At 48.8% G+C, this 22,213-nt stretch carries 18 protein-coding genes and 1 tRNA gene; 13 read left to right on the top strand and 6 right to left on the bottom strand.

The genetic code is table 11. The features are described from left to right. Positions 1-22: 22 nt before the first annotated feature. Complete coding sequence (locus LRP57_RS05805; protein WP_231205784.1) at positions 23-1,147, bottom strand: ABC transporter ATP-binding protein; 1,125 nt, start codon at positions 1,145-1,147, stop codon at positions 23-25. Between the two features lie 449 nt (positions 1,148-1,596). Between LRP57_RS05805 and LRP57_RS05800 the strand changes: the two genes are divergently transcribed. The 11 genes from LRP57_RS05800 (at position 1,597) to LRP57_RS05750 (ending at position 15,098) form a co-directional block, all read left to right on the top strand. Then, a complete protein-coding gene (locus tag LRP57_RS05800; RefSeq protein WP_231205595.1) occupies positions 1,597-3,537 on the top strand; it encodes a serine/threonine-protein kinase in 1,941 nt (646 codons plus the stop codon). Positions 3,538-3,611: 74 nt separating this feature from the next. After that, positions 3,612-4,433, top strand: a complete 822-nt coding sequence (locus tag LRP57_RS05795; protein ID WP_231205594.1) for a DsbA family protein — start codon at positions 3,612-3,614, stop codon at positions 4,431-4,433. Between the two features lie 68 nt (positions 4,434-4,501). Beyond that, positions 4,502-4,574, top strand: a tRNA-Thr gene (locus LRP57_RS05790). A 455-nt stretch (positions 4,575-5,029) separates the two neighbouring features. Continuing rightward, the gene (locus LRP57_RS05785; protein ID WP_231205593.1) at positions 5,030-5,608 is read left to right on the top strand and encodes a hypothetical protein; all 579 of its coding nucleotides are present in this window, start codon (positions 5,030-5,032) and stop codon (positions 5,606-5,608) included. After that, positions 5,605-5,892 carry a helix-turn-helix domain-containing protein gene (locus LRP57_RS05780; protein ID WP_231205592.1) on the top strand — a complete coding sequence of 96 codons (288 nt, stop codon included), beginning with the start codon at positions 5,605-5,607 and terminating at the stop codon, positions 5,890-5,892. The genes LRP57_RS05785 and LRP57_RS05780 overlap by 4 nt, the downstream gene beginning before the upstream one ends. Before the next feature lie 44 nt (positions 5,893-5,936). Continuing rightward, positions 5,937-8,687 carry a DNA methyltransferase gene (locus LRP57_RS05775; RefSeq protein ID WP_231205591.1) on the top strand — a complete coding sequence of 917 codons (2,751 nt, stop codon included), beginning with the start codon at positions 5,937-5,939 and terminating at the stop codon, positions 8,685-8,687. Then, a complete protein-coding gene (locus LRP57_RS05770) occupies positions 8,684-10,669 on the top strand; it encodes a DEAD/DEAH box helicase (RefSeq protein WP_231205590.1) in 1,986 nt (661 codons plus the stop codon). Before LRP57_RS05775 ends, LRP57_RS05770 begins: the two co-directional genes overlap by 4 nt. 5 nt (positions 10,670-10,674) lie before the next feature. Further along, positions 10,675-11,880: a GIY-YIG nuclease family protein gene (locus LRP57_RS05765; protein ID WP_231205589.1), complete on the top strand. Its 1,206-nt coding sequence runs from the start codon at positions 10,675-10,677 to the stop codon at positions 11,878-11,880. A 1,168-nt stretch (positions 11,881-13,048) separates the two neighbouring features. Further along, the gene (locus tag LRP57_RS05760) at positions 13,049-14,164 is read left to right on the top strand and encodes a hypothetical protein (RefSeq protein WP_231205588.1); all 1,116 of its coding nucleotides are present in this window, start codon (positions 13,049-13,051) and stop codon (positions 14,162-14,164) included. Next, entirely contained in the window at positions 14,161-14,943 is a 783-nt protein-coding gene (locus LRP57_RS05755) for an ABC transporter ATP-binding protein (RefSeq protein WP_231205587.1), read from the top strand. The genes LRP57_RS05760 and LRP57_RS05755 overlap by 4 nt, the downstream gene beginning before the upstream one ends. Further along, positions 14,943-15,098 (top strand): hypothetical protein, encoded by a 156-nt coding sequence (locus tag LRP57_RS05750; RefSeq protein WP_231205586.1) that lies wholly within the window; start codon positions 14,943-14,945, stop codon positions 15,096-15,098. The genes LRP57_RS05755 and LRP57_RS05750 overlap by 1 nt, the downstream gene beginning before the upstream one ends. 288 nt (positions 15,099-15,386) lie before the next feature. Here the strand turns inward: LRP57_RS05750 and LRP57_RS05745 are convergent, their stop codons facing one another. Further along, complete coding sequence (locus tag LRP57_RS05745; protein WP_231205585.1) at positions 15,387-16,085, bottom strand: uracil-DNA glycosylase; 699 nt, start codon at positions 16,083-16,085, stop codon at positions 15,387-15,389. 132 nt (positions 16,086-16,217) lie between these two features. Here LRP57_RS05745 and LRP57_RS05740 point away from each other — a divergent pair, with 132 nt between their 5' ends. Then, positions 16,218-16,856 carry a LytR C-terminal domain-containing protein gene (locus tag LRP57_RS05740; RefSeq protein ID WP_231205584.1) on the top strand — a complete coding sequence of 213 codons (639 nt, stop codon included), beginning with the start codon at positions 16,218-16,220 and terminating at the stop codon, positions 16,854-16,856. Positions 16,857-17,093: 237 nt separating this feature from the next. Continuing rightward, on the top strand, positions 17,094-18,716 hold the full coding sequence (groL, locus tag LRP57_RS05735) for a chaperonin GroEL (RefSeq protein ID WP_231205583.1): 1,623 nt from the start codon (positions 17,094-17,096) through the stop codon (positions 18,714-18,716). Positions 18,717-18,854: 138 nt separating this feature from the next. Here groL and LRP57_RS08285 read toward each other — a convergent pair whose 3' ends face one another. The 4 genes from LRP57_RS08285 to LRP57_RS05720 form a co-directional block, all read right to left on the bottom strand. Continuing rightward, positions 18,855-18,977, bottom strand: coding sequence for a hypothetical protein (locus LRP57_RS08285; RefSeq protein WP_269213864.1), 123 nt, complete (start codon positions 18,975-18,977; stop codon positions 18,855-18,857). Between the two features lie 95 nt (positions 18,978-19,072). After that, positions 19,073-19,360, bottom strand: a complete 288-nt coding sequence (locus LRP57_RS05730; RefSeq protein WP_231205582.1) for a WXG100 family type VII secretion target — start codon at positions 19,358-19,360, stop codon at positions 19,073-19,075. A gap of 213 nt (positions 19,361-19,573) precedes the next feature. Beyond that, positions 19,574-20,551 carry an HD domain-containing protein gene (locus tag LRP57_RS05725; RefSeq protein WP_231205581.1) on the bottom strand — a complete coding sequence of 326 codons (978 nt, stop codon included), beginning with the start codon at positions 20,549-20,551 and terminating at the stop codon, positions 19,574-19,576. 83 nt (positions 20,552-20,634) lie between these two features. Then, positions 20,635-22,212 (bottom strand): sensor histidine kinase, encoded by a 1,578-nt coding sequence (locus tag LRP57_RS05720; RefSeq protein ID WP_231205580.1) that lies wholly within the window; start codon positions 22,210-22,212, stop codon positions 20,635-20,637. Position 22,213: the final 1 nt, after the last annotated feature.

Raw genomic sequence — 22,213 nt, 5'->3', positions numbered from 1 at the left:
GCGTGCAGGTTACTGGAAATACTTACTCAGGTAAACGCACACCGGTAGCTGCACTGAAGTTGTGCTGCTGTCCCTCACGAATACGCGTATGAATAACGCCACCACGGTCAGGAGCTGTACGCGGAGGAACACGCACGATGAGCTGCTTAGCGCTCCCCTCGCTACCAGAACCTAAGCCCTCAGCAGAACCTGCAAGGTGACCGTACACGTAGGCATCAGACCCCAGTTCCTCAACGAAATCAACTTCGATTGGAATGGTGTTCTCTGTTCCCTCAGGAACAACTTCAAGTCCTTCAGGGCGGAAACCAATGGTGATCTGCCCACCATCTTCAGGTGTGAGTGCGGCTAAAGTGGCCTCTGACAACGGGATGCGAGCAGGACCAAGCTTTGCGACGTTACCTTCCACATCGAACTTCCCAAGATTCATCGCAGGCGAACCAATGAAACCTGCAACGAACTCATTAGCGGGACGTTCATACATTTCCTGAGGCGTGCCGACCTGCTGCAAAATACCGCCAGCAAGAACCGCGATACGGTCACCCATAGTCAGAGCTTCCGTTTGGTCGTGAGTAACATACACGGTTGTGACACCGAGTTCACGCTGCAAAGAAGCAATCTGAGTACGGGTTTGCACACGAAGCTTCGCATCCAAGTTCGATAAAGGCTCATCCATAAGGAACACTTGCGGCTTACGCACGATAGCGCGTCCCATAGCGACACGCTGACGCTGGCCGCCAGAAAGCGCCTTAGGTTTACGATCCAAATAGGGTTCCAAGTCAAGAATCTTTGCTGCTTCATCGACGCGACGCTTGATTTCGTCTTTCGGAGTACCAGCAATTTTCAGTGCGAAGCCCATGTTTTCGCGGACAGTCATATGCGGGTACAGCGCGTAGTTCTGGAAAACCATAGCGATGTCACGGTTCTTTGGCTGAACATCAGTCACATCACGATCGCCAATCAAAATACGACCAGAGTTCACGTCCTCTAAACCTGCGAGCATGCGCAAAGACGTGGATTTGCCGCATCCAGATGGGCCAACAAGGACAAGGAATTCACCATCGGCGATTTCAAGATCCAAGCTATCAACAGCGGGTTTGTCAGAACCCGGGTAAATACGGGTTGCTTTCTCGAAAGTTACGGTTGCCATAACGTTCTCCTCCACCGGCAGGTACGTGCCGGACGATCCGAGTGGGGACACATTAGCGTCTTCACCAATGTGGAACATGCGTAAACGATATTGTCTGCACACGTACATAGTGAATCTATCATTTGTTTCCCTGAAAAGCCACCCATAATCGTGGAATGAGTGCTACATCCGGTGTTGCCGGTGTCGCCGGTGCCGCACGGGGTGAGGTGCGTCAATAAAAGATGCCGGGAATAGATCGTGAAATTTTGACGCAAGACAGAATGACGCAGAAAGGGGGCATACTGACTCATCGACCCATATGCATAGGAACAGTCATCTTTGGCTCTAGCTGTAGCAGCTTCGTCGATGCATCGGCCCATATGCATAGGAGCACTCAGGGCAAACACAAGGAGTACCCTTTCATGCACGTGTCACCGGCCCGGAAGCTTTTCCTGCGTTAGTCTGTTCAGGTGAGTGTTTCGCAGTATGTAGGAGGCTATCGCCTGTTGCATCGCCTAGGCATAGGCGGCGCAGGTACAGTGTGGTGCGCCGAAGATGAAGGCGGCCAAAAAGTCGCCCTCAAAATGCTGCATCCGGCTTTGGCAGCCACGGACGAAGCACGGGCGCGCCTCGTACGTGAAGCACGTCTGGTCAATGCTGTACGCGGTGGCGGGGTTGCTCATGTGCTCGACATTGAGGTGGATGACTACCAGCCTTTCGTGGTTTCTGAACTGATCGAAGGTCCTTCCCTTGCTGAAATATTGACGCGAGGACCGCTACCTGTCACTGATGTTGCTGCACTGAGCCGGGGCCTCTATGACACTTTATGCCGTATCCACACGGCCAAAATTGTTCACCGCGATGTGAAGCCCTCAAATATTATTTATTCGCCACACGGACCTGTTCTTATTGATTTTGGTATCGCATTGAGTGAGGACGATACTCGCTTCACACAAACAGGTTTAATCTCAGGGACGGCTGGTTTTACGGCCCCTGAGCTTCTGCGCGGGCAACCTGCGAACCCTGCAAGCGATTGGTGGGCTTTCGCCGCCACTCTTTTATACGCATTATCAGGGCAACCTCCTTTTGGTCGCGGAAATTCAGCGCACGTCCTTGCTCAAGTCATGAAAGGAACACCAGATGTGCGGGGGCTACCTACGGAATTGGTCCCTTATTTCATGGAAGCATTATCGCCAGAACTGAGGACACGCCCAGCGCCGCACGCCCTTGTTGAAGCTATAGAAAAATACGCGCGTACATGCCCGCACCCTGCGCCTTCCTCTGTCGTTCAAACGCTCGCATTACCAATGAGTGCCCCCTTAGATGCGTATGAGACACGTACCCCTGACCCTCATGATAGGACGCAAATTCCAGAACCGGACTCAAGATCAGAAGCCACCGTTGCCCTTCACTCATCATCGCCCTATGAGATTGCTGGGGCTACAACCCCGCTCCTCGAAAATCCCCAGAGAACTCACCAAGAGGACTACAGAGCGTCACAAACAGCTGAATCAAGAGCCACAAACCCTAAGGAAGGCACAGACCCTGCAAGTATCATGGGGGCCACGGAAACCCTGCACAGGCACGAGAGGCCCTTGCTGCCTACAGCCGCCTTGCCGGTGGAAGGAACGTATCCGCCTCAGGAACTATTACAGGATACGCATAGCGACAACAAAGGCGTGTATAGCAATGACAGGGCAATGGGGGGATCCTACGAGGAAAGTATTTTTACACCGCAGGAAAACGAACAACCATATACTCCCCGTGCTCCACGGCCAGCACATGCCTTGAGCGTGGCATCGTTACTGCTTATTGCGACGGTTCCTGTCATAGCTGGGGCCGCAGGATTATTCGTTGTCGTTTGCGCTCTTGTGTGCCTGGGAATGATGGGGGCCATCCACGATGGTCGAGAACGTCGTCGCGCCCGTCACGGGGTATTGCGTTGGAATGACATGTGGGCACTTTTTTTCATGTCACCGCTGAAATTGGTGGAGGTCGTCCTCTCTTTAAGTGCGGCAGCTTTAATATCGGGGATTGTGACAGCTGGGCTGTGGCGCCTCATCTATGAATATCTGCGCACACATGCACGCGGGATAGGAGTTATCCACATAGGACAATGGAAAATCCTGCATGTGCCTGAAATCACGTGGCCGTGGGATGTGGTGACATCGGCGCAAGGAAACCTAGGGACAGATTCGTGGGTGAGCGCACCGCCGATGTTCCTTATCATCGTTTTCTTAGTGTGGTTTTTCCTTTTCCTGCTGTGGGTTTTCCCTACCTCACGCCACCTGCGACGCGGATCAGCTTGCGTTTTCCAGTTTTTCCTACCTGCATGGTGGGCCAGAGCCATAGCTGTTATTTTAGTTATCCTTGCCACAGGAGCTTTATGGATGGTGATAACAGGCGGCTGATGTTATCGCGCGATTCCTTACAAGGGCCGCTACTGTTTATCTATATTTCACTCATCTGATTAAAGGTGTTTGTCATGGCAAAAGAGACTTCTTCACAAGATTCCGTGCGTTTGAAGGCGCAACAAATGCGCGCAGAACAAGCACGTAAAGATCGCCGAATCAAGATAACGATTATTTCCGTTGTGCTTGTTGTGGTTTTAGGTATCGCTGCTGCGGTAGCTGTTGTCATCGGCCAGAAAGTATCTGCTGAGCGTGCGGCACGTAATGTGGACCCCGTGTCAGTTTTCGGTACTTTTGCCGAGGGTGAGCCTATCCTTTACTCGCATAAAGGCGTAGGTCAGGTGGATGATTCTATTCCTACTCTTGTGGAATATTTCGACTATTCCTGCCACGTTTGCGTTAACGTGGATGCTCTTTTCGGTAAAGAACTAACTGAAGGCGCCGATAAAGGGGAATATAACATTGAGTATCGCTCAGTTCGCACAGTCGATATGGCCTATCAACATGCGGCAACTGCTGCTTCGTTAGTAGTTGCACAAAAGGCTCCTGAGCGTTGGGCTGATTTCCACCATGCTTTAATGGCTTACTTTAAGTCGCAGTATGACAACGGTAAAGGGCATGTAGTAAACGATGCTGATGCCTCCTACCAGCAGGTGAAAAAAATCGCTGAGCAAGTAGGGATTTCCGCTGATGTGATCGGTACCTTCCCCTATGGGTCTGTGGCTGACCATTATCTGGATGTGGCTTCGCAAGCATGGCGTGAAGCAACGGTAGAAGGCCGCGCTGGTTTAGGTACACCAGAATTTGTTGCTCACGGAAAAGCTGTGAAGCTGCAAGGTAAGACTGGTGCGGAATTATTGGATTCTGTTCGCGCTGCCCTTGAGGTCAAAAAATAATGAAACTCGTCTCATAGAGGGGTTTCAATTTGTTTCCCGTGGTCTGTTCATGACAGACTATGGGACGCGCCACCTTAGCTCAGTTGGTAGAGCACCCGCCTTGTAAGCGGACGGTCGTGGGTTCGAGTCCCACAGGTGGCTCTCATTTTTATAAGCCACAGTTTTTACGGCAACTGCTAAAGACTCCGCCGTCTACGACTTGCTATTAGCCCTGATTAGAGCGTGCATGTACGTGACGCAAAGACAGGAGCCGAGGCCATGAAATACGACAACCTATTGACAATCCAAACTCGGATGGACTATCGCCAGGCCAAGTTCCTTCTGGAGAATCCTCAACACTATCTACCCCTAAACCCCGCCCAAATCCGAAGAGCCCGTTTACACCTCCTTTCGACATCGCCTGGTTCTGTTTTGTGTTCCTGAAGAAAGTCACGGCGAAACTGAAGATTTTAGCTAGAATGAGGCCGATAGTACGGTTCTCGTTTTAGCTGTGCTGTTTGCTTCGATATCCACGGTAGAAAAGTGGGTGTCGCTGAGCGGTGGTCTGCCGATGAGTAGCGATGGATTGCGATGGATCAGCCGGGAAGGAGGGTGCTGTGACCTACGAGGCAAGGTTCAAAAAAGTGTTTGATGCGCTCAGGAAAAACATGAAAGGCACCCGAAACCTGGGCACGTTCGCATGCGAGATCTTCGACATGGGTCTGAAAGATGACACGGTTGCTGTTTTAGAACGTGCAGAATCCGCCACGGATAACAAGCGAGCCCAAAACAAGGTCCTGCAAAACTACTACCAGCAACTGCACCGGGATGCAGCCAAGAACCTTGAGGAGCGTAAAAAACAAGTTGATAAATACGAGTTCCTCCCTGCTGATCTACTTGCCCAGACCCGCATTGAGGCAGTAAAACTTGAGCGCCTAGAGTTCGCTCGTGACGGCGGCATGCTGTTCGGACAGCACCCGGTGCTATCCACTTGCCCAGTGTGTGAGCAAACAGTGCCAGAAAACCTGCGCGACGCCTTCAAGCAGGCCGATGAGACAGAAGCCCAAGAAGTCCCCTGGAAAGATCGGGCTACCCTTATCCACTTCACCGAACGTCAAGACGACACCCGATACGGATTCATCCCCGGAATGACAGACGACGATTTCCGCGACAAGCTAGAACAGGAAGCACAATGAGCACAAAAATTCTTAACTTCAACCCCCTATGGAAACTCCTCATAGACAAGGGAATGAACAAGACACAACTCCAAGAAACCGCCGGAGTAAGTGCCGCCACCATCGCCAAACTTGGACGTGGGGACAATGTCACCACCGAAGTGCTGCTACGCATCGCCACAGCACTCGAATGCGGCGTCGAAGACCTTTTTGAAACATCCGACATCAAGTCTCCTGATTCGCTAGCGAGAGGCACTTGCTTGGATACGTCCCAATGCAGCCACGATATGCCTTCGGGAATCTGATGATTTGGAAAGCAGTAGAAGATAAGCATGTGGAGATTTGAAATATGGCTCGGCTAAACCTTAAAGCGATTGAAGAACGCGTCAAACCTTTGGGTAACCATGACTATTATGACCGTGAGTTCATCTATGATCTCTTGCTCGCTTATGGAAAGCCGAAGAGCAGTATTACGCGGCTTCGTTCTGGAGCTATCAATGTTGCTGAAGACCCGGTTTGTGAGGTTGCCCAGAAGAATGTAGTCTACTTTAAGGAGTCGCCAGATGATTCCGTAGACCTATTGTTGGAGATTGAACGTTTGCGCACAGCAGCGCACGTGAAGCGTTATACCCCGCGTTTCATCATAGTGACCGATTATGTCGAGATGCTCGCGTGGGATATGAAAACAGGCGAGAATTTGATTATTCCGTTGCGAGATATCGCCAAGCATTTCACGTTCTTCCTGCCGTGGGCGGGTATGGAAAAAACCCAGTATGTGGCCGAAGCGCACGCTGATGTCAAAGCAGCAGAGCAGATGGGCAAACTCTTCGATGAACTACTGCACGCAAACCCAGAGCTTTTGGATCATCCGGAACGTCGCCACGGTCTCAACGTATTCTTCACCCGATTGTTGTTTTGCTACTTCGCTGAGGACACGGGGATTTTCGCGCCAAATCAATTCACCAACGCAGTTGGTTCGCAAACTTTAGAAGACGGCTCTGATACCCAAGAGTTTTTAACCGATCTATTTGAAGCGCTTGATACTGCAACTCCCGAAGATAAGCCCTCACATTTACAAGCCTTCCCCTACGTCAACGGGCGCTTGTTTTCAAAAGATCAATCCCTTACAGTTCCTGTTTTTACGAAACAGGCCCGCACGATGCTTATTAACCTTGGCAAGTTGATTTGGCAGGAAATCAACCCCGATATTTTCGGCTCTATGTTTCAAGCAATCGTTACCCCGGGAAAAAGATCTGACCTGGGACAGCACTACACCTCGGTGCCAAACATTCTCAAAACCATAGAGCCCCTCTTCTTGGATGAATTACGCGAAGAGTTTGATGCAAACTATGACAAAGCAAAACAACTCGAAAAACTATTAGAGCGCATTTCTCAAATCAAGGTTTTCGATCCTGCGTGTGGATCTGGGAATTTTTTAGTTATTGCCTACAAGGAACTTCGCAAACTTGAGCATTCGATCTTAGAGCGATTAGCAGACCTGAACCCCGCATACGCCACATTGTTCACGGATTCTAAGATCAGCATTGAAAACTTCTTCGGCATCGAAATTGATGATTTCGCTGTTGAGGTGGCAATTCTGTCCTTGTGGATTGCTAAGCATCAAATGAATCAAGAGTTCAAGGAGAAATTTGGTACCTCCATCCCTCTGATTCCTTTGAAAGAAACCGGCCATATCCGTGCCGGTAACGCTGCCCGCATTGAGTGGAGTGAAGTCTGCCCTAACAACGGACGCGATGAGCTCTACCTTATTGGCAATCCTCCCTACGTGGGAAGTTCAATGCAGGATTCCACTCAAAAAGCTGACTTCATTCACGTATTCAAAGATCAGCCATTCTCAAAAAAGCTCGACTATGTAACACTTTGGATTATTAAAGGTGCTCAATATATCAAGGGTACTGAGGCGCGACTGGCGTTTGTAACAACTAACTCCATCACTCAAGGTGAGCATGTCGGACTATTATTTCCTTCAATTTTTGAAATGGGAATTGAAATTGGCTACGCCTACACGTCATTTAAGTGGCAAAACAATGCCAAGCACAATGCTGGTGTCAGTGTCGTGGTCATGAGTTTAAGGAACGCATCTAGCGCCGCAAAGTTTCTATTCCAGGATGATTTGCGCGTCAGGGTTAAAAACATTAGCCCGTATTTGTCTGACAATTCTAATGTTGTTGTGACTTCTCGTCCTAAACCAATTGCTAGATTTATGCCTCAAATGCTTTTCGGTTCAAAACCAACAGATGGTGGTCATCTAATACTTTCGGAACAAGAGTGTCGGGATTTGCTTGCCATGCAACCTGAGGCTGCTCGTTTTATAAAAAAATATTGTGGCTCAAATGAGTTTATCAATGGAAAATTACGTCATTGTATTTGGGTTCAGGATGATGAGGTATCTGCTGCAGCTGGAATTGCTGAACTCAAAAGAAGATTTAAACTGGTATCCGAATCGCGGCTAGCAAGCAAGAAACAAGCAACCCAAGCTCTGGAAGATGTGCCTTATAGGTTTGCAGAGCCTCGCTACAAGCCAACTGATTCGATTATTGTACCGAGGGTATCGTCTGAGCGGCGCGAGTATATTCCGATAGGCTATTTGGGTTCAGACACTGTTATTTCGGATTCTGCTTATGCGGTTTATGACGCGCAGCCGTGGCTATTTGCTTTGCTGACGTCTCGGATACACATGGTGTGGACGCGCGCTGTAGGCGGGAAAATGAAGACTGACTACCGCTATTCGAACACGATTGTGTACAACAATTTCCCCGTCCCGCCCCTGAGCGAACACGTTAAGCAGAACCTGACAGAGCTGGCCTTTCGGGTGTTGGATGTTCGCGAATATTACTGTGAGTGCACGCTGGCTGAACTTTACGATCCAGATAGGATGCCACTTGATCTCAGGGAAGCACACGCGGCCATCGATGTAGCAGTCGATCGTATTTACCGTCAGAAGCCCTTTGAATCTGATGAAGAACGGCTCAGTATGCTTTTTGCTTTGTATGAGCAGTTGATTGAAGAAGAGCGGATTCAGTTGGAAGCCGTAAAACCGACTAAAAAGCCTCGTCGTAGCAGGAAGGTGCAGGCATGAGCCCCAAAATTGAAGAATTCACGAATATTGTTGATGTGTCGTATGCCCAAGACGGTACCTCGGTAAATACTGACGCTATGGGCATGCGTGAAATGCAGCGGCGTGTCTTTGAGCAACGTGCCCGCCAGTATCTTTTGGTGAAGGCGCCACCGGCATCGGGTAAATCACGTGCTCTGATGTTTGTGGGCCTGGACAAGTTGTACAACCAGGGGCGAAAAAAGGTGATTGTGGCGGTGCCAGAGCGTTCCATCGGTGCGTCTTTTGCCCCCACGAAACTCACCGAGCATGGATTTTTTGCTGACTGGGAAGTGCCAGACAAGAATAATCTGTGCACACCAGGCTCGTCACAATCAAAAGTTAACGCATTCGTTGACTTCCTTCAAAGCAGTGACCCGGTGCTCATTTGCACGCACGCCACCCTACGTTTTGCATTCGAAAAACTAGCACCAGAGGCATTCAACGGCACAGTACTGGCGATCGACGAATTTCACCATGTGTCAGCTGATCTGGAAGCCAGCCGGCTAGGGACGCTGCTGCATGACATTATGGCCGGCTCCGATGCTCATATCGTCGCGATGACCGGCTCATATTTCCGGGGCGACTCAGTACCGGTGCTGTCCCCGGCAGACGAAGCGAAGTTCACCCCCGTAACCTTCAACTATTACGACCAGCTCAACGGCTACCGCTTCCTCAAAGCTCTAGGGATCGGCCACCACTTCTACCAAGGACGCTACACCGAAGCCATCAATGAAGTGCTGGATCTGGATAAGAAAACCATCATTCACATTCCGAATGTGAACTCCGGTGAATCCACCAAGGACAAGCTGGAAGAAGTAGGCTTCCTTCTAGACGCCATTGGGGTTGTCGAACGCACCGACCCGAATACGGGGATCATTGAGGTTCGCCGCCGCGACAACGGGCAAATCCTGCGGGTCGCCGACTTGGTGGATGACACTGACCAGAAAGCTCGTGCTGAAACGCTGCATTACCTTTCCACAGTGGCTTCTCAAGAGCGTGATGGGGTGGACATCATCATTGCGCTGGGCATGGCCAAGGAAGGCTTCGACTGGCCTTTCGCAGAGCATGCCCTGACAGTGGGCTACCGTGCTTCTCTAACTGAAATCATTCAGATAATCGGGCGCGTTACCCGTGACTGCGAAGGCAAGCCCCGCGCACAGTTCACGAACCTTATCGCTGAACCCGACGCTTCACAAGCTGAAGTCACGGTAACAGTCAACAACATGCTCAAAGCCATTACCGCGTCTTTACTTATGGAACAAGTATTGGCACAAAACTTTGAGTTCAAAACCAAACGCAGCGACGATGATGAGAATGAGCCAGGAAAGCTACGGATTCGCGGGTTCAAAGAGCCTTCCACTGACCGTGTGCGACAAATCGTCACCGCTGACTTGAACGATTTGAAAGCAAACATTCTTCAAGACGACATGTTCGTCCGTGCTGCTGCCGGAAGCTTAGATGCCGAAACCACTAACAAGGTACTCATCCCGAAGATTATTCGTGACCGTTACCCAGACCTAACCGAAACAGAAGTAGAAGAAGTTCGTCAACACGTGGTGGTGGACTCAGTGATCAAAAATGGTGAAGTACGCGAAGTTGGGGACAAACGCTTCGTGCGTATGGGTGAAAAATTCGTCAACATTGACGACATCCACATCAACCTGATTGATAGCGTCAATCCCTTCCAACGTGCTTTTGAAGTGCTGTCGAAATCTGTTACTCCCAATGTGCTACGACTCATTTCCGACAGCATTGCTGCCACTCGCATCCAGATCACCCCGGATGAAGCACTGGCTTTGTTCCCCAAGATCCAGCTATGGTCAAAGACCCATGGTGGTAAACGTCCTGACCGGCGCTCTGAAGATGCTACCGAACGCAAATACGCAGAAGCGCTGCTGGTATTGCAAAAGCTGAAGCGTGAGCGTCAACAGGCTGTGGCGCAGCAGAAAGCGAAGGAGGAGTAAAACGCATGAGCGAACAAGGAAACGATGCTTTTGAAGAAGCCTTTGCCAAACTGCTCGAAAGTGACACTGAGGGTTTGCTGGACGCTCCAGAAAAACCTCAACCTATCACCTCTGCTGATCGTTTAGAGCGGGCCTTCATGGAGATCGCGGAGTTCTACCGTGATCGCGGACGAGTTCCCAGTTCCACGACCCATGACGTCAGCGAACGAAAGCTCGGCGCTAGACTCGATGGTTTCCGAGCGAACGAAGCAAAAGCTGAAGCCGTTGCTGACCTAGATGACTTCGGTCTGCTTGCTCCACCAGCCGCACCAGAAAACCTAGATGATCTGCTTGAAGCGGACGAGCTTGATCTGCTCGATAATAACGAGGACATCTTCGACGTTTCCTCACTGCCAGAGGTCAAACGCAACCTCGATGACGTAGAAATTGCCGTACGAGAAAAAGCCAAGGACTTCGAGAAATTTGAGCACTTGTTCAAAGCCAAACACGCAGAACTAGCCGCTGGTGACGCCGTCATCCTTCCCTTCAAAGGGGTATCCACAATAAAACCAGGAAGGTTTTTCATCCTCGGTGGCGTCATGCTCTTCATCGCGGAAATCGGCGAGGTCGAATACAAACACGTCGGTGGACGTGAGCGCCCTAAAGAACGACTGCGAGTCATCTTTGAAAACGGCACAGAATCTGCCATGTACAAGACATCTCTTTCGATCCGCATGGGAGAACAAAACGGGCGCGCCATAGCCCCGGCCAACCACACCATCGACATGACAGAACTGGGTGATGCGGACGTTGAAACTGGACATATTTACGTACTCAAATCCTTAAGCCAAGATCCAACCATTAAAGGGATACCGCACCTGCATAAGATTGGATTTTGTACGACAACAGTTGAACAGCGCATTGCCAACGCGCAACACGATCCCACATATCTGATGGCACCTGTGGAAATTGTTGCAGATTACCGTGTCTACAATGTACGCCCCTCAAGGCTGGAAAATCTTATACACCGAGTCTTCGCAGACGTACGTTTAGACATGACACAGATCAACACTGACCGTGAATCCTATAACCCATCTGAATGGTTCATCGTTCCAGCACAGGTTATCGACCAAGCCGTGCAGATGATCATTAGTGGCGACATCACAGATTTCATCTATGACGAAGTTACGCAGTCCTTCAAATGGACAGGAAACCAGACTGCGAGTGAGTGACTAACTATCCCGGCGTGTGAAAAGTTAGCGCGCCGGTTTTGGGGTATGTGTATCCACGCTTCTACACTCCACACCAACACGGGCACTTCATGCCACTAACGACAGCCCTGCCAGACGTCATCCTCGACACATATTTCCCCTATTATGAACCCTGCTATACCTACATAGCTTCAGTTGAAGCGAATGGATTACCTATTTGAAATCTTTAATTTTGTTTGATATATTTACTAAGGCTCGCTAATTTACGAGCGGGAGCACTATATTCGCGTCATAGGTGACGGGAAAGGAGGTGAACCAATGAAGCTTAAAGAAAAGATTACTTCCGTAGCACTCGTTGCAACTCTAGTTTTGGGAGGTGCGGGCACTGCTCACGCTGTTACCTTTGGGAACAATCTGAACGGTGCATCTTCGGTTGAGGTATTGCAAGTTAAGTACAATGGAGCGGCTTGGAACTATGCTGATTCAGGCTATAAGAACGCGTGGTTTAAGTACTCGCGTAACGGAAAAACTCTAATGTACAAGACTGTAAATCGAGGCCGTGTTACCGGTTCCGTTTGGGATAACCTTTGGGACTGGAGCAGGAACCAAACAACGAAGTTCAATTGGGGACACAGTAAATAGAACCAATTAAATAGTCCATGTTTATTGTTTTGGCGCGAGTCTAGTGCTTCTTACACATGAGCTAAAAGCATATATCGAACTTTGGTACGAGAGTTGCCTTTATGAAAAGCCTATTCGCAAAATCTCCGCTAAGAATGATGAGGCTCCTGAAACTGGGGTTTTTGTATATTGGATGTTTTTCGCTGTCAGGTTTTCTGCTTTTTGTTGAACATAAATCAAATCACTCCTATGTGATGATGAGATTTTTACGGTTTTTAATAGAGCACCAAGTCGTATTTATTCTAGCCTTTTCAGCAATTGTCATGATTTTCCATTATCAGCTCGTAAATGAAGCTAAGGACGAGGTGAAATGCAGAATAATCGTGGGGGATAGATTGCGGTTAATAAGGTTAAGATATGCTATTGCATGCTCAGTAGTTCTGACTGCCTGTTTTGTCATGTGTAGTTTCTTATTCTATATATTTTCATATTCTCTAAAGAACTGCTTCTACTTATCGACTGTTTTAGTTACTTATATTTTGCTTAGTTCATTATTACTGAGGGCAAAATGAAAGTTTTTAGATTTTTTCTAGTTCGCATATTTTTCAAGAAACCTATTGTTGCAGTGACTATGCTTGTATTGTTGTTAATGGCGAACTACATTGCGTTTTCAACGACTCGCACTATTGTTTCTACCAACGAGGGATACAGTCAAGTAAGCAGGCTAAATTCTGCGGGCGTTTATATTGCTAATTTGGACCCAAAATCAGATATTGATATCGACAGCATCGCGGCGCAATCTATGCAGGATGTATATGATCGTCTGAATAACAATTACCAGTATGGGTTATTTACGGATGGTTATATTGTTGATCTCAGGAATCGTAACGGCATCAAAGTGCCAGTGGCATACATGAATGAAAAGTATGCAGATCTCAACCCTTTTGAGTATGTGGATGGTAGTGGACTGACATTTCAATATTCACTAGAAACTGAGACAGTGCTACCGGTTTTAGTTGGAAAAGGATTAGCTGAGGAATATCCAGTTGGCGCACAATTTAGTGTTCATGATCCGGTATTAGATCGAAATATTGAGTTCAGAGTTTCTGGGATACTTAGACAGAATTCAGCCCATTCTAATCTGTATGCTCTTGATTCCAAGCAGTACTACAATTTTTCGATAGTTGTACCTGTCAATGAAACGTTTATCAAACAAGCTGGTATTCCATTCAAAATTAATGGATTGATGGATCTTGTAGTGACAGATACGAACAAGGAAGGCATATCCAAATTAGCTGACTGTATTTACAAGACGGTAGGAATTAAACTAAATTTCTTTAGTCAACAAGAAAACATTGATTTCTATAATGAGTATTTTGTCTCGTCACTATGGTTTTTGTTTATCGTAGCCGCTATTTTACTGGCGATTATTGTACTTGTATCCATCTGGAGCTCGCTTGTAGCGGTGAAATTGATGATAAAAGATTTCACTATCAATTTGTTAGTGGGCTTGAGTTATCGTGGAATTCGTAAAATTTTCTATGGCTATTATGTGATGCTATCGTCGATTTCTTTGGCGGGCATTTGTGCGGTAGCGACATGCTATCGATATCAGAGTTGGATTTCTAAAGATCCCTTGTTTATCACCTGTGGTTTTGCTGGCGGTTTAATCATGATGGATTGAGTCGCATTACTAGTCACTTTATTAAGCAATTTACTGTTTTCTTTGATTATTGTCCAAGTACTCATGCGGCGTATAAAACGCGTGCCGATCTCAGTGGGAGTATTGCAGTGATGAACGAAATCATCAATCTAGATATCGAACAGAAGATATACAAAAAGCGCACTTCAAGTGTTACGCTACTGCAAAATTTTTCATTGAATGTCCAAGAAGGGGAAAAAATTGCGATCGTAGGGAAGTCTGGTGCTGGAAAAAGTACGCTGTTAAACATCCTTGGCTTAATTGACCGCGACTATATTGGAACTTACCATCTCTCAAGCAGATTTGTAGCGGGGCTTTCTGATCGAGAATTGGCGGCTGCGCGGAACCAAAAAATTGGTTTCGTGCTGCAGGAATCAGCACTCATAAACTCACTGAGTTTAGCGGACAACATCAAATTACCTTTCCTTTATGCCAGAGAATCTAAGCGGCATTTATCCGAGCGATTTGATGAAGTAGTAACTGCTCTAAGGATCAACTCAATTCTCGGAAAGAAACCATTGGATTGTTCAGGCGGTGAGAAAGCGAGAGCTGTATTCGCGCGGGCAATCGTGATGAATCCAGAACTTGTTCTTGCTGACGAGCCTACTGCTTCCCTAGACGTTGAAAATCAAGACAGAATAATGGAATTAATTTTCAAACTTAATGAAGAAAATGGGGCGACCATTATTACGGTTACTCATGATCTTTACGTTGCTCAACAGCATGATCGTGTCATTACACTTCAACGAAAGGAAATCTGATGGGTTTTGCAGTCATGGTGCTTTCTGCCATCGTAGGAGTGACCTTGATTCTTTTAGGTGCATTAAAGGCTAAAGAAAACAAACTCTGGCTTTTTGCTTTACTGGCTGGGGTTTTAAGCTTCGCTTGTACTATTTGGCTTGCTTGGCCAAAGTAGATTAAGGCCCGGAAGTTATTTTGTGCTGGCAAACATGTACTCAGCGCAAAAGTAACCCCGAAACGCAGCCAGTGACCCACCTGCCCAACTGGATCGTTGGGTTCGTCTCATCACATCAGGCGCCATCGAGTCACTGTGAAGTGGCCGGAACCACCGACTCGCGGCAGGCGAACCGAGTATCATTTCCCCCATTATCAAGCGAAAAGCGGCTTAAAGAGCGGGCTCAACAGGGCGTTTCCTTGTATCCAAATTGTCGAGAAAGTATCTCGTTTTTATAAGCCACAGTTTTTACGGCAACTGCCAGTGAATAGGGGAGGCGCCCTGCTGCTGAAGCAGCTCATTGACGCGGCTAAAAGGTCGTGACCCAAAAAAACCTCGATAAGCCGACAAAGGTGACGGATGAGCTGATTCAATAGTGGGAATAGCGCCAAGCTGAGATTTCAACGATTGTGCGTCGCGTCCCCACAAGATTGCCACCAGCGGAACAGGACGGCCAGCCTCATCTGTACGCGCCACCAATGCGTCGATTGCGCGTGAAGTGACTTCTTCCCACCCTCGACCACGGTGTGAAGCAGGTTGTCCCGGCTGAACTGTAAGAACACGGTTGAGTAAACACACCCCTTGGTGACACCACGGTGATAAATCACCACTGGAAGGCGCAGGCACCCCCAAATCCTGCTGTAATTCAGTGAAAATATTGATTAAAGATTTCGGCAGAGGCGTTCCTGGAGTGACAGAAAAACTTAACCCCATAGCATGACCCGGCGTGGGATACGGATCTTGACCCACAATCAAAACTTTGACCTGGTCAAATGGGAAAGTAAAAGCACGTAAAACATCTGTACCTGCGGGAAGGTAACCGCGTCCTGCAGCTATTTCTTGACGCAGCATAATGCCAAGATCATGGATGAGAGGTTCAACAGGCGCTAAAGCCTGAGCCCAACCGGAATCAATAAGTTCTGCTAGCGGGCGCGGTGAAGAAGTCATAGCTTAAGTGTGCCGGAAAAATGTGTCACATCGTGGAAAGAAACGGGGAAAATAGGGTGAAAAACCCGAATGAAATTCGGCTCGCCCGTCTGAAACCATGCTGAAAAGCGTGAGAACAGTTAGTCTGTCCACGTGAGTTCACAATACCCTAAAGACGAATTTGACTATGCGGGCGAGGACATGCCGGTTGGAATCCATCGTCCACGGCCTTCAAAGTGGCGCTCAGTGTGGCCTTTCCTTGCCATCCTCGTTCTTGCCCCACTTTTAGGCTGGGGTGTGAGTACACTTCTGACCTCTCGCGGAGTCATTGCTCAAAATAATGGGACTACGGCTACTGTTGAACAGCCTGTGCAAACACAATCCGCCCAGTCAACGCAAACAAGCCAAACAGCGCAGAGCGCAAATGCAGCTCAATCTGCACAATCGGCTCAAAGCGTAGCTTCGCGTGCTGAAACTCAGCAATCTGAACCAGCATCAGGATCACAGTCAGCGTCGGCACCTGCTCCTGTTCGTAAAGATGCACGCATTTCAGTGCTGAATGGGACAGGACGTAATGGTTTAGCTACCGGCAAAGCAGAGCAATTGCGTGGGGAAGGCTTTACCAATACGTCTGCAGGTAACGCGGATAACTGGGCTGCTACAGTCACCACGGTTTACTACAAAGATTCCGCTATGGAATCAACTGCGCGTGAAATTGCCAATGTGTTGGGGATTACTGAGGTCCACGCGGGCAATATTGGAGAGCCAGATATCGCTGTGCTTTTGCGGTAGGGCGCGCTTATTTTCTTTCTGTGAATGTGAAGCGGGTTGCGTGACTTTGGTCAGCAGCCCGCTTTCGTCTTGCACTCACAGGGTGAGAGTGCCAAACTTGCATTAGCACTCGCCTCGGCTGAGTGACAAAACATCCGGGTGTGGTGAGGTCTGGCAGTCTTTGTGAAAGGCACAAAGAAACGCGGATCGTCCGTCGCGGGCATCACCCCTAAATCCGCATCGCGGAAGGAAAATAAGATGGCAAAGATCATTCATTTTGATGAGGAAGCTCGTCGCGGCATGGAACGCGGTCTGAACCTCTTGGCCGATACTGTCAAGGTCACTCTTGGACCTAAAGGCCGTAACGTGGTTCTGGACAAGAAGTGGGGCGCTCCCGTTATTACAAAAGACGGTGTGTCCGTTGCAAAAGAAATCGACCTTGAAGATCCATTTGAGCGCATTGGTGCTGAACTGGTAAAGGAAGTAGCAAAAAAGACTGACGACGTTGCTGGCGACGGTACAACAACAGCAACAGTCCTTGCTCAAGCACTTGTACACGAAGGTCTGCGTAACGTAGCTGCCGGTTCCAACCCTATCGCCCTCAAGCGCGGTATCGATCAGGCTGTGGAAGCAATCGTTGCTCAGCTTCACAAGGACTCAAAGTCTGTTGAAACAAAAGAGCAGATTGCAGCTACAGCATCTATTTCAGCAAACGATCCAGCAATCGGTCAGCTCATTGCTGATGCTTTTGAGAAGGTCGGCGCTGAAGGTGTTGTCACAGTAGAAGAAACCAACTCTTTTGAAACCACCTTGGAAACCACCGAGGGTATGCGTTTCGATAAGGGCTTTATTTCCGCCTACTTCGTCACTGACCCAGAGCGTCAGGAAGCTATTCTTGAAGATCCGTACATTCTTTTGGTGGACTCCAAAGTTGCTTCCCTGAAGGAACTGCTGCCGATCCTTGAAAAGGTCATGCAAACCGGCAAGCCACTGCTCGTGATTGCTGAAAATGTTGAAGGCGAAGCACTTACCGCGCTGGTCCTGAACAAGATGCGTGGCACATTCAAGTCCGTGGCCGTTAAAGCTCCTGGCTTTGGTGATCGTCGTAAGGCCATGTTGCAGGACATGGCAATCCTTACCGGTGGCCAAGTGATTTCTGAAACTGTTGGTTTGACACTCGAAAATGTTGAACTTGACCTGCTTGGTCGCGCACGTTCTGTGGTTGTGTCTAAGGATGAAACCACAATCGTTGAAGGCGCTGGCGATCGTGAGGACATTGACGCACGTGTTCGTCAGATCCGTCAAGAAATTGAGAGCACCGATTCTGATTACGACCGTGAGAAACTGCAGGAACGCTTGGCTAAACTTGCTGGCGGTGTCGCTGTGATTAAGTCAGGTGCGGCAACTGAGGTTGAACTGAAGGAACGTAAGCACCGCATTGAAGATGCTGTTCGTAACGCTCGTGCAGCAACTGAAGAAGGCTTGGTTGCAGGCGGCGGCGTGGCTCTTATTCAGGCTGCGAATACCGCTTTGGGCAGCATTGAGCTGACCGGTGACGAAGCAACAGGTGTCAACATTGTGCGCGTCGCTATTTCAGCTCCCCTCAAGCAGATCGCTGAAAACGCTGGCCTTGAAGGTGGCGTAGTTGCTGATCGTGTGGCGGGTATGGAACCGGGCTTCGGTTTGAATGCTGCAACTGGTGAGTACGGTGATCTGATGGCTCAGGGTATTTCTGACCCTGTGAAGGTTACTCGTTCAGCTCTGCAGAATGCTGCTTCAATTGCGGGCATGTTCCTGACAACTGAAGCTGTTGTTGCTGACAAGCCTGAACCGCCGGCTGCTGGCGCTGGTGAAGGCGCTGACATGGGCGGCATGTACTAAGAAAACTCGAACCTGTAGCTGCATATGCATGTAATAATGTGGCTACGGGAATACTGAGTGAGGGCTGTGGGACTGGCTATTAAGCCAGTCCCACAGCTTATGTATGCGCCATGTGTCAGCCTCTGTATGCGCCATGCGTTAGTTTCCGTATGCCTGCTGACATGTCGCAGCCGCCAGAGTTGTCCGGCTCCTACGTGCAGGCTCATAGGCGATACGCGCCGCACCCTCATATGCGCCTTCAAAAGAAGTGAACGAACGCATATGTTGCTGTGAACTGTGTGTTGCTGTGCTTTCAAAATGAACGGGCTTTCACAGTGGCCTTACCATGACACGCCCACTTTTCCTTAGCGCTACCTTCAACTAAAAAGCGCAGCAGAACGCGACTCGGCATCAGAGTACACATGAGCAGCACTCAGTAATTGCTGACTGATGGTGTCAAGTACTTGCTCCACATGTATTTGAGTGCCCTGCCATTGCTCTACCGCTTGTGCGCACTGTGATTGAGCGATACCTGACCAGGACGCCTGTAAATCAATGAGCTGTGCGAGCATTGCAGATACTTCAGCGCGTATGCGTTCGCTGGTTGTACTCACTTGTGCGGCTGCTTGAGCAACTCGTTCGGAATCTACTGTAAAAATTGCCATATTTCCTCCACTAAGTCAGAGCCACTTTTTATGGCTCACAGTAAAAGGAAGATTAGAGCGAAAAAGTAACGGAAAACCCAGTTCTGAGCGCACATGTGGACGTAGTGCGACACTGAAGAAAGTGCTGTGGAAAGTGTGCGCAAAAGCTGCCTATCAGCTTATAAACCTACATCCAATACGGTTCGTAAGCCTATGAGCATGTAAGTGAACAGATCATTCAGCAGGAGCCGGAGGTATATCCATCGTATCAATCGCAGTTTCTAAAGAGGAAGCGGAATCTTCTTCGCTTTCATCGTGGCTGCGCCGGTTATTTTCATGAGGGTGAATCACAGGTAAAGTGCCCGTGGTCGTCGGCTCATCCGATGAAGTAACACACGCGTTCTTTTTTAATGGGCGGCGCCGAATAATTAACGTACCTGTTTCGCTCAGCTCCCCTTCAAACACAGGGAGAGCAACAGCAGAATCAGCAGGGTCAGTTTCATCTTCAGCAGGATTATCCGGATCTTGATTGGCAATTAAAGAATCAAGTTTCGTTTTTTCGGCTTCAAGATTAGAACGCGCAAGATCTTCCCATTCACGGCCAAGCGGTGAACGGTAAATGGAATCTAAAGACAACAAACGACAAATAGCGCGACGACGTGCTCGCCAATACGTGAGGTCATCTAAGTCCGAAAACTCCTCACGTAATGAGGCGCGGTACTTCTTATAAATCTGCGGCGGGGAAGCTAAAAGTGCGCAATCTGAATCAATGAGAACCTGAGCATCGGAATCTGAACGTGAAGCACGATGCGTCACCAGTGCGTGAAGAAGCTCATGAATACGTGAAACAACATCGTCACTGACACCAAGAGTCGTTAAACGCTCAGTGGTGTGGTCAATGCATGGGCGGCAAATGAGTTCAGGATCTGCGCCAATAATACGTACCTCAAGTGCGCGATTGAGGAAAGCTCCGTGATACCAGAAAGCAATACGTAAAATATCAGGATCATGAGCAACCAGCGACAACTCGTCAATATGCGCAAGAACATTGATGAGGTGCTGAGAATTATGCAGATGACGACCTGGTTCATTCCAGCGTGACACGAGATCCCTAGCCTCTGCATACAGTGTTGGTGCAGGTGCAGTGGCGCCTATTTGTGTCATGGCTTCAACGAAAGCAGTGAAAAGCCACTGAGGTGCTTGAGCACCCATGTGATTGCTCCTGTCGAGATGATAGGTACGTACCGAGCCACTTTAAGCCACAAAAGATGACATTTCATGTTAGGTGGCGCGAGTCACGTAAATTTCATGTCTGTGTCAGGTCCGCGTGAGGTCGCTGGGGGCACGCTTAGTGAAGGCATGGATGAAGCCTGTGCAGGGGTACGCGCATTGTCAGCAGAAACCCCATGCTTCACAGGTTGCCTTAAAGGAAGTGTGATTCGCACAGTCAGGCCACCGCCTTGCGTTTTTGATAGGGCCGCCGTTCCATGATGAGCATTCAGAATCCCTGAAACAATAGCTAAGCCAAGACCTGAGCCGCCTAATGAACGTGAACGTGAGTTTTCTGTCCGATAAAAACGTTCAAAAACTTTGTCGCGTTCTTGTGAGGCAATACCTGGACCGTGATCTCGAAATTCCACTACCGCATAGTCATCGTGTAATCCCAAAGCTAATTCAACGGGTGAACCTTGTGGCGTGTAACGAATGATATTGCCGACAAGATTTGTAAATACTTGCTGGAGGCGGTCACGGTCACCTTCAACAACTAATGACATGGGCGGGTTTTTTGACTTGAATGATATGAGCGAAACAGATCGTTCAGGATCAAGAGCCTGTAAGTCAAAAGCCGCATTATCAGCCATTTTACGCAGGTCAACAGAAGTAAACTCAAGTGCGCGGCCTTCATCTAAACGTGCCAAAGTCAGCAGATCTTCAACCAGAGAAGCCATGCGTGCTGATTCTGACTGAATACGTCCCATCACTTCAGGAGTGCGTTCTTGCGAGACCCCACCCATCGCGTAAAGCTCACAGTACCCACTGATAGCAGCAAGAGGGGTACGTAGCTCATGTGAAGCATCGGACACGAATCGACGTATTTTTCGTTCAGTTCTTTTACGCGCACTAAATGACTGTTCAACTTGGGACAACATGGTGTTGAGCGAAAGCGCTAAAGACCCTACTTCCGTTGTGGAAGGTTGTGAACGTATGCGTTGTGTGAGATCACCGGCTGCAATCTTCCCGGCAGTGGACTCAATTTCACGCAGAGGAAGGAAAGTGCGACGCACAAGGTAACGGCCCAAAGCGCCTCCGCATATGATGATCCCCAGCGACGTGTAGATAATATAAAGCGCGGTATTACGCAAGGTGTGTTGAACATCAGCTAAAGGCAAGGCGATTGTCATTACTCCGACGGGAGAATGGGTTCCACTGGTAACTAAAGGAACAGCGATAGCTCGCCACGGTGTTCCTTCATGTGTGGATTCAACGGTTACAGGAGAGGTCCACCCATTTGCTGTTTCCGCTCTTTCACCAGGTTGTAGGAGGGTGGGAATAATTGGGGTTCCTGAGTGCTCTAAAGTGTCAGGTGAATAATGTTCTTCATCCGTACGGCCTACGATTGAACGGCGAATGTAGAAAAGAGAAGGCAACATCGCGTCATGTGAGTCGCTAATTCGTGAGGTTTGTTCGGCCATGCTCCGTGCGGAAGTGACCAATTGTTCATCGATTTGGCTGACAAGGTGACGTTGGAGTAAGCCAATCATGATTGTTCCGGTAAGCAAAAGCCCGGATGCTAACAGAACAACTATGAGAGTAACGAGTCGAGTTGCTAGAGGTTTAGCTTCCCAAATTTGCCGGATACGTGAAGGAAACACG

The sequence above is a fragment of the Schaalia sp. lx-260 genome (assembly GCF_021083645.1).
Lineage (GTDB): Bacteria > Actinomycetota > Actinomycetes > Actinomycetales > Actinomycetaceae > Pauljensenia.
Note: the sequence above shows the minus strand (reverse complement) of the source record. Positions and strands in the feature narration are given on the sequence as shown.

What these genes read in the sequence shown, in the direction of transcription:
- LRP57_RS05805 (WP_231205784.1), bottom strand. Translation starts at nt 1,147, where the DNA reads ATGGCAACCGTAACTTTCGAGAAAGCAACCCGTATTTACCCGGGTTCT.
- LRP57_RS05770 (WP_231205590.1), top strand. Translation starts at nt 8,684, where the DNA reads ATGAGCCCCAAAATTGAAGAATTCACGAATATTGTTGATGTGTCGTAT.
- LRP57_RS05725 (WP_231205581.1), bottom strand. Translation starts at nt 20,551, where the DNA reads ATGGGTGCTCAAGCACCTCAGTGGCTTTTCACTGCTTTCGTTGAAGCC.
- groL (WP_231205583.1), top strand. Translation starts at nt 17,094, where the DNA reads ATGGCAAAGATCATTCATTTTGATGAGGAAGCTCGTCGCGGCATGGAA.
- LRP57_RS05750 (WP_231205586.1), top strand. Translation starts at nt 14,943, where the DNA reads ATGGGTTTTGCAGTCATGGTGCTTTCTGCCATCGTAGGAGTGACCTTG.
- LRP57_RS05730 (WP_231205582.1), bottom strand. Translation starts at nt 19,360, where the DNA reads ATGGCAATTTTTACAGTAGATTCCGAACGAGTTGCTCAAGCAGCCGCA.
- LRP57_RS05745 (WP_231205585.1), bottom strand. Translation starts at nt 16,085, where the DNA reads ATGACTTCTTCACCGCGCCCGCTAGCAGAACTTATTGATTCCGGTTGG.
- LRP57_RS05760 (WP_231205588.1), top strand. Translation starts at nt 13,049, where the DNA reads ATGAAAGTTTTTAGATTTTTTCTAGTTCGCATATTTTTCAAGAAACCT.
- LRP57_RS05765 (WP_231205589.1), top strand. Translation starts at nt 10,675, where the DNA reads ATGAGCGAACAAGGAAACGATGCTTTTGAAGAAGCCTTTGCCAAACTG.
- LRP57_RS05795 (WP_231205594.1), top strand. Translation starts at nt 3,612, where the DNA reads ATGGCAAAAGAGACTTCTTCACAAGATTCCGTGCGTTTGAAGGCGCAA.
- LRP57_RS08285 (WP_269213864.1), bottom strand. Translation starts at nt 18,977, where the DNA reads ATGCGTTCGTTCACTTCTTTTGAAGGCGCATATGAGGGTGCGGCGCGT.
- LRP57_RS05775 (WP_231205591.1), top strand. Translation starts at nt 5,937, where the DNA reads ATGGCTCGGCTAAACCTTAAAGCGATTGAAGAACGCGTCAAACCTTTG.
- LRP57_RS05780 (WP_231205592.1), top strand. Translation starts at nt 5,605, where the DNA reads ATGAGCACAAAAATTCTTAACTTCAACCCCCTATGGAAACTCCTCATA.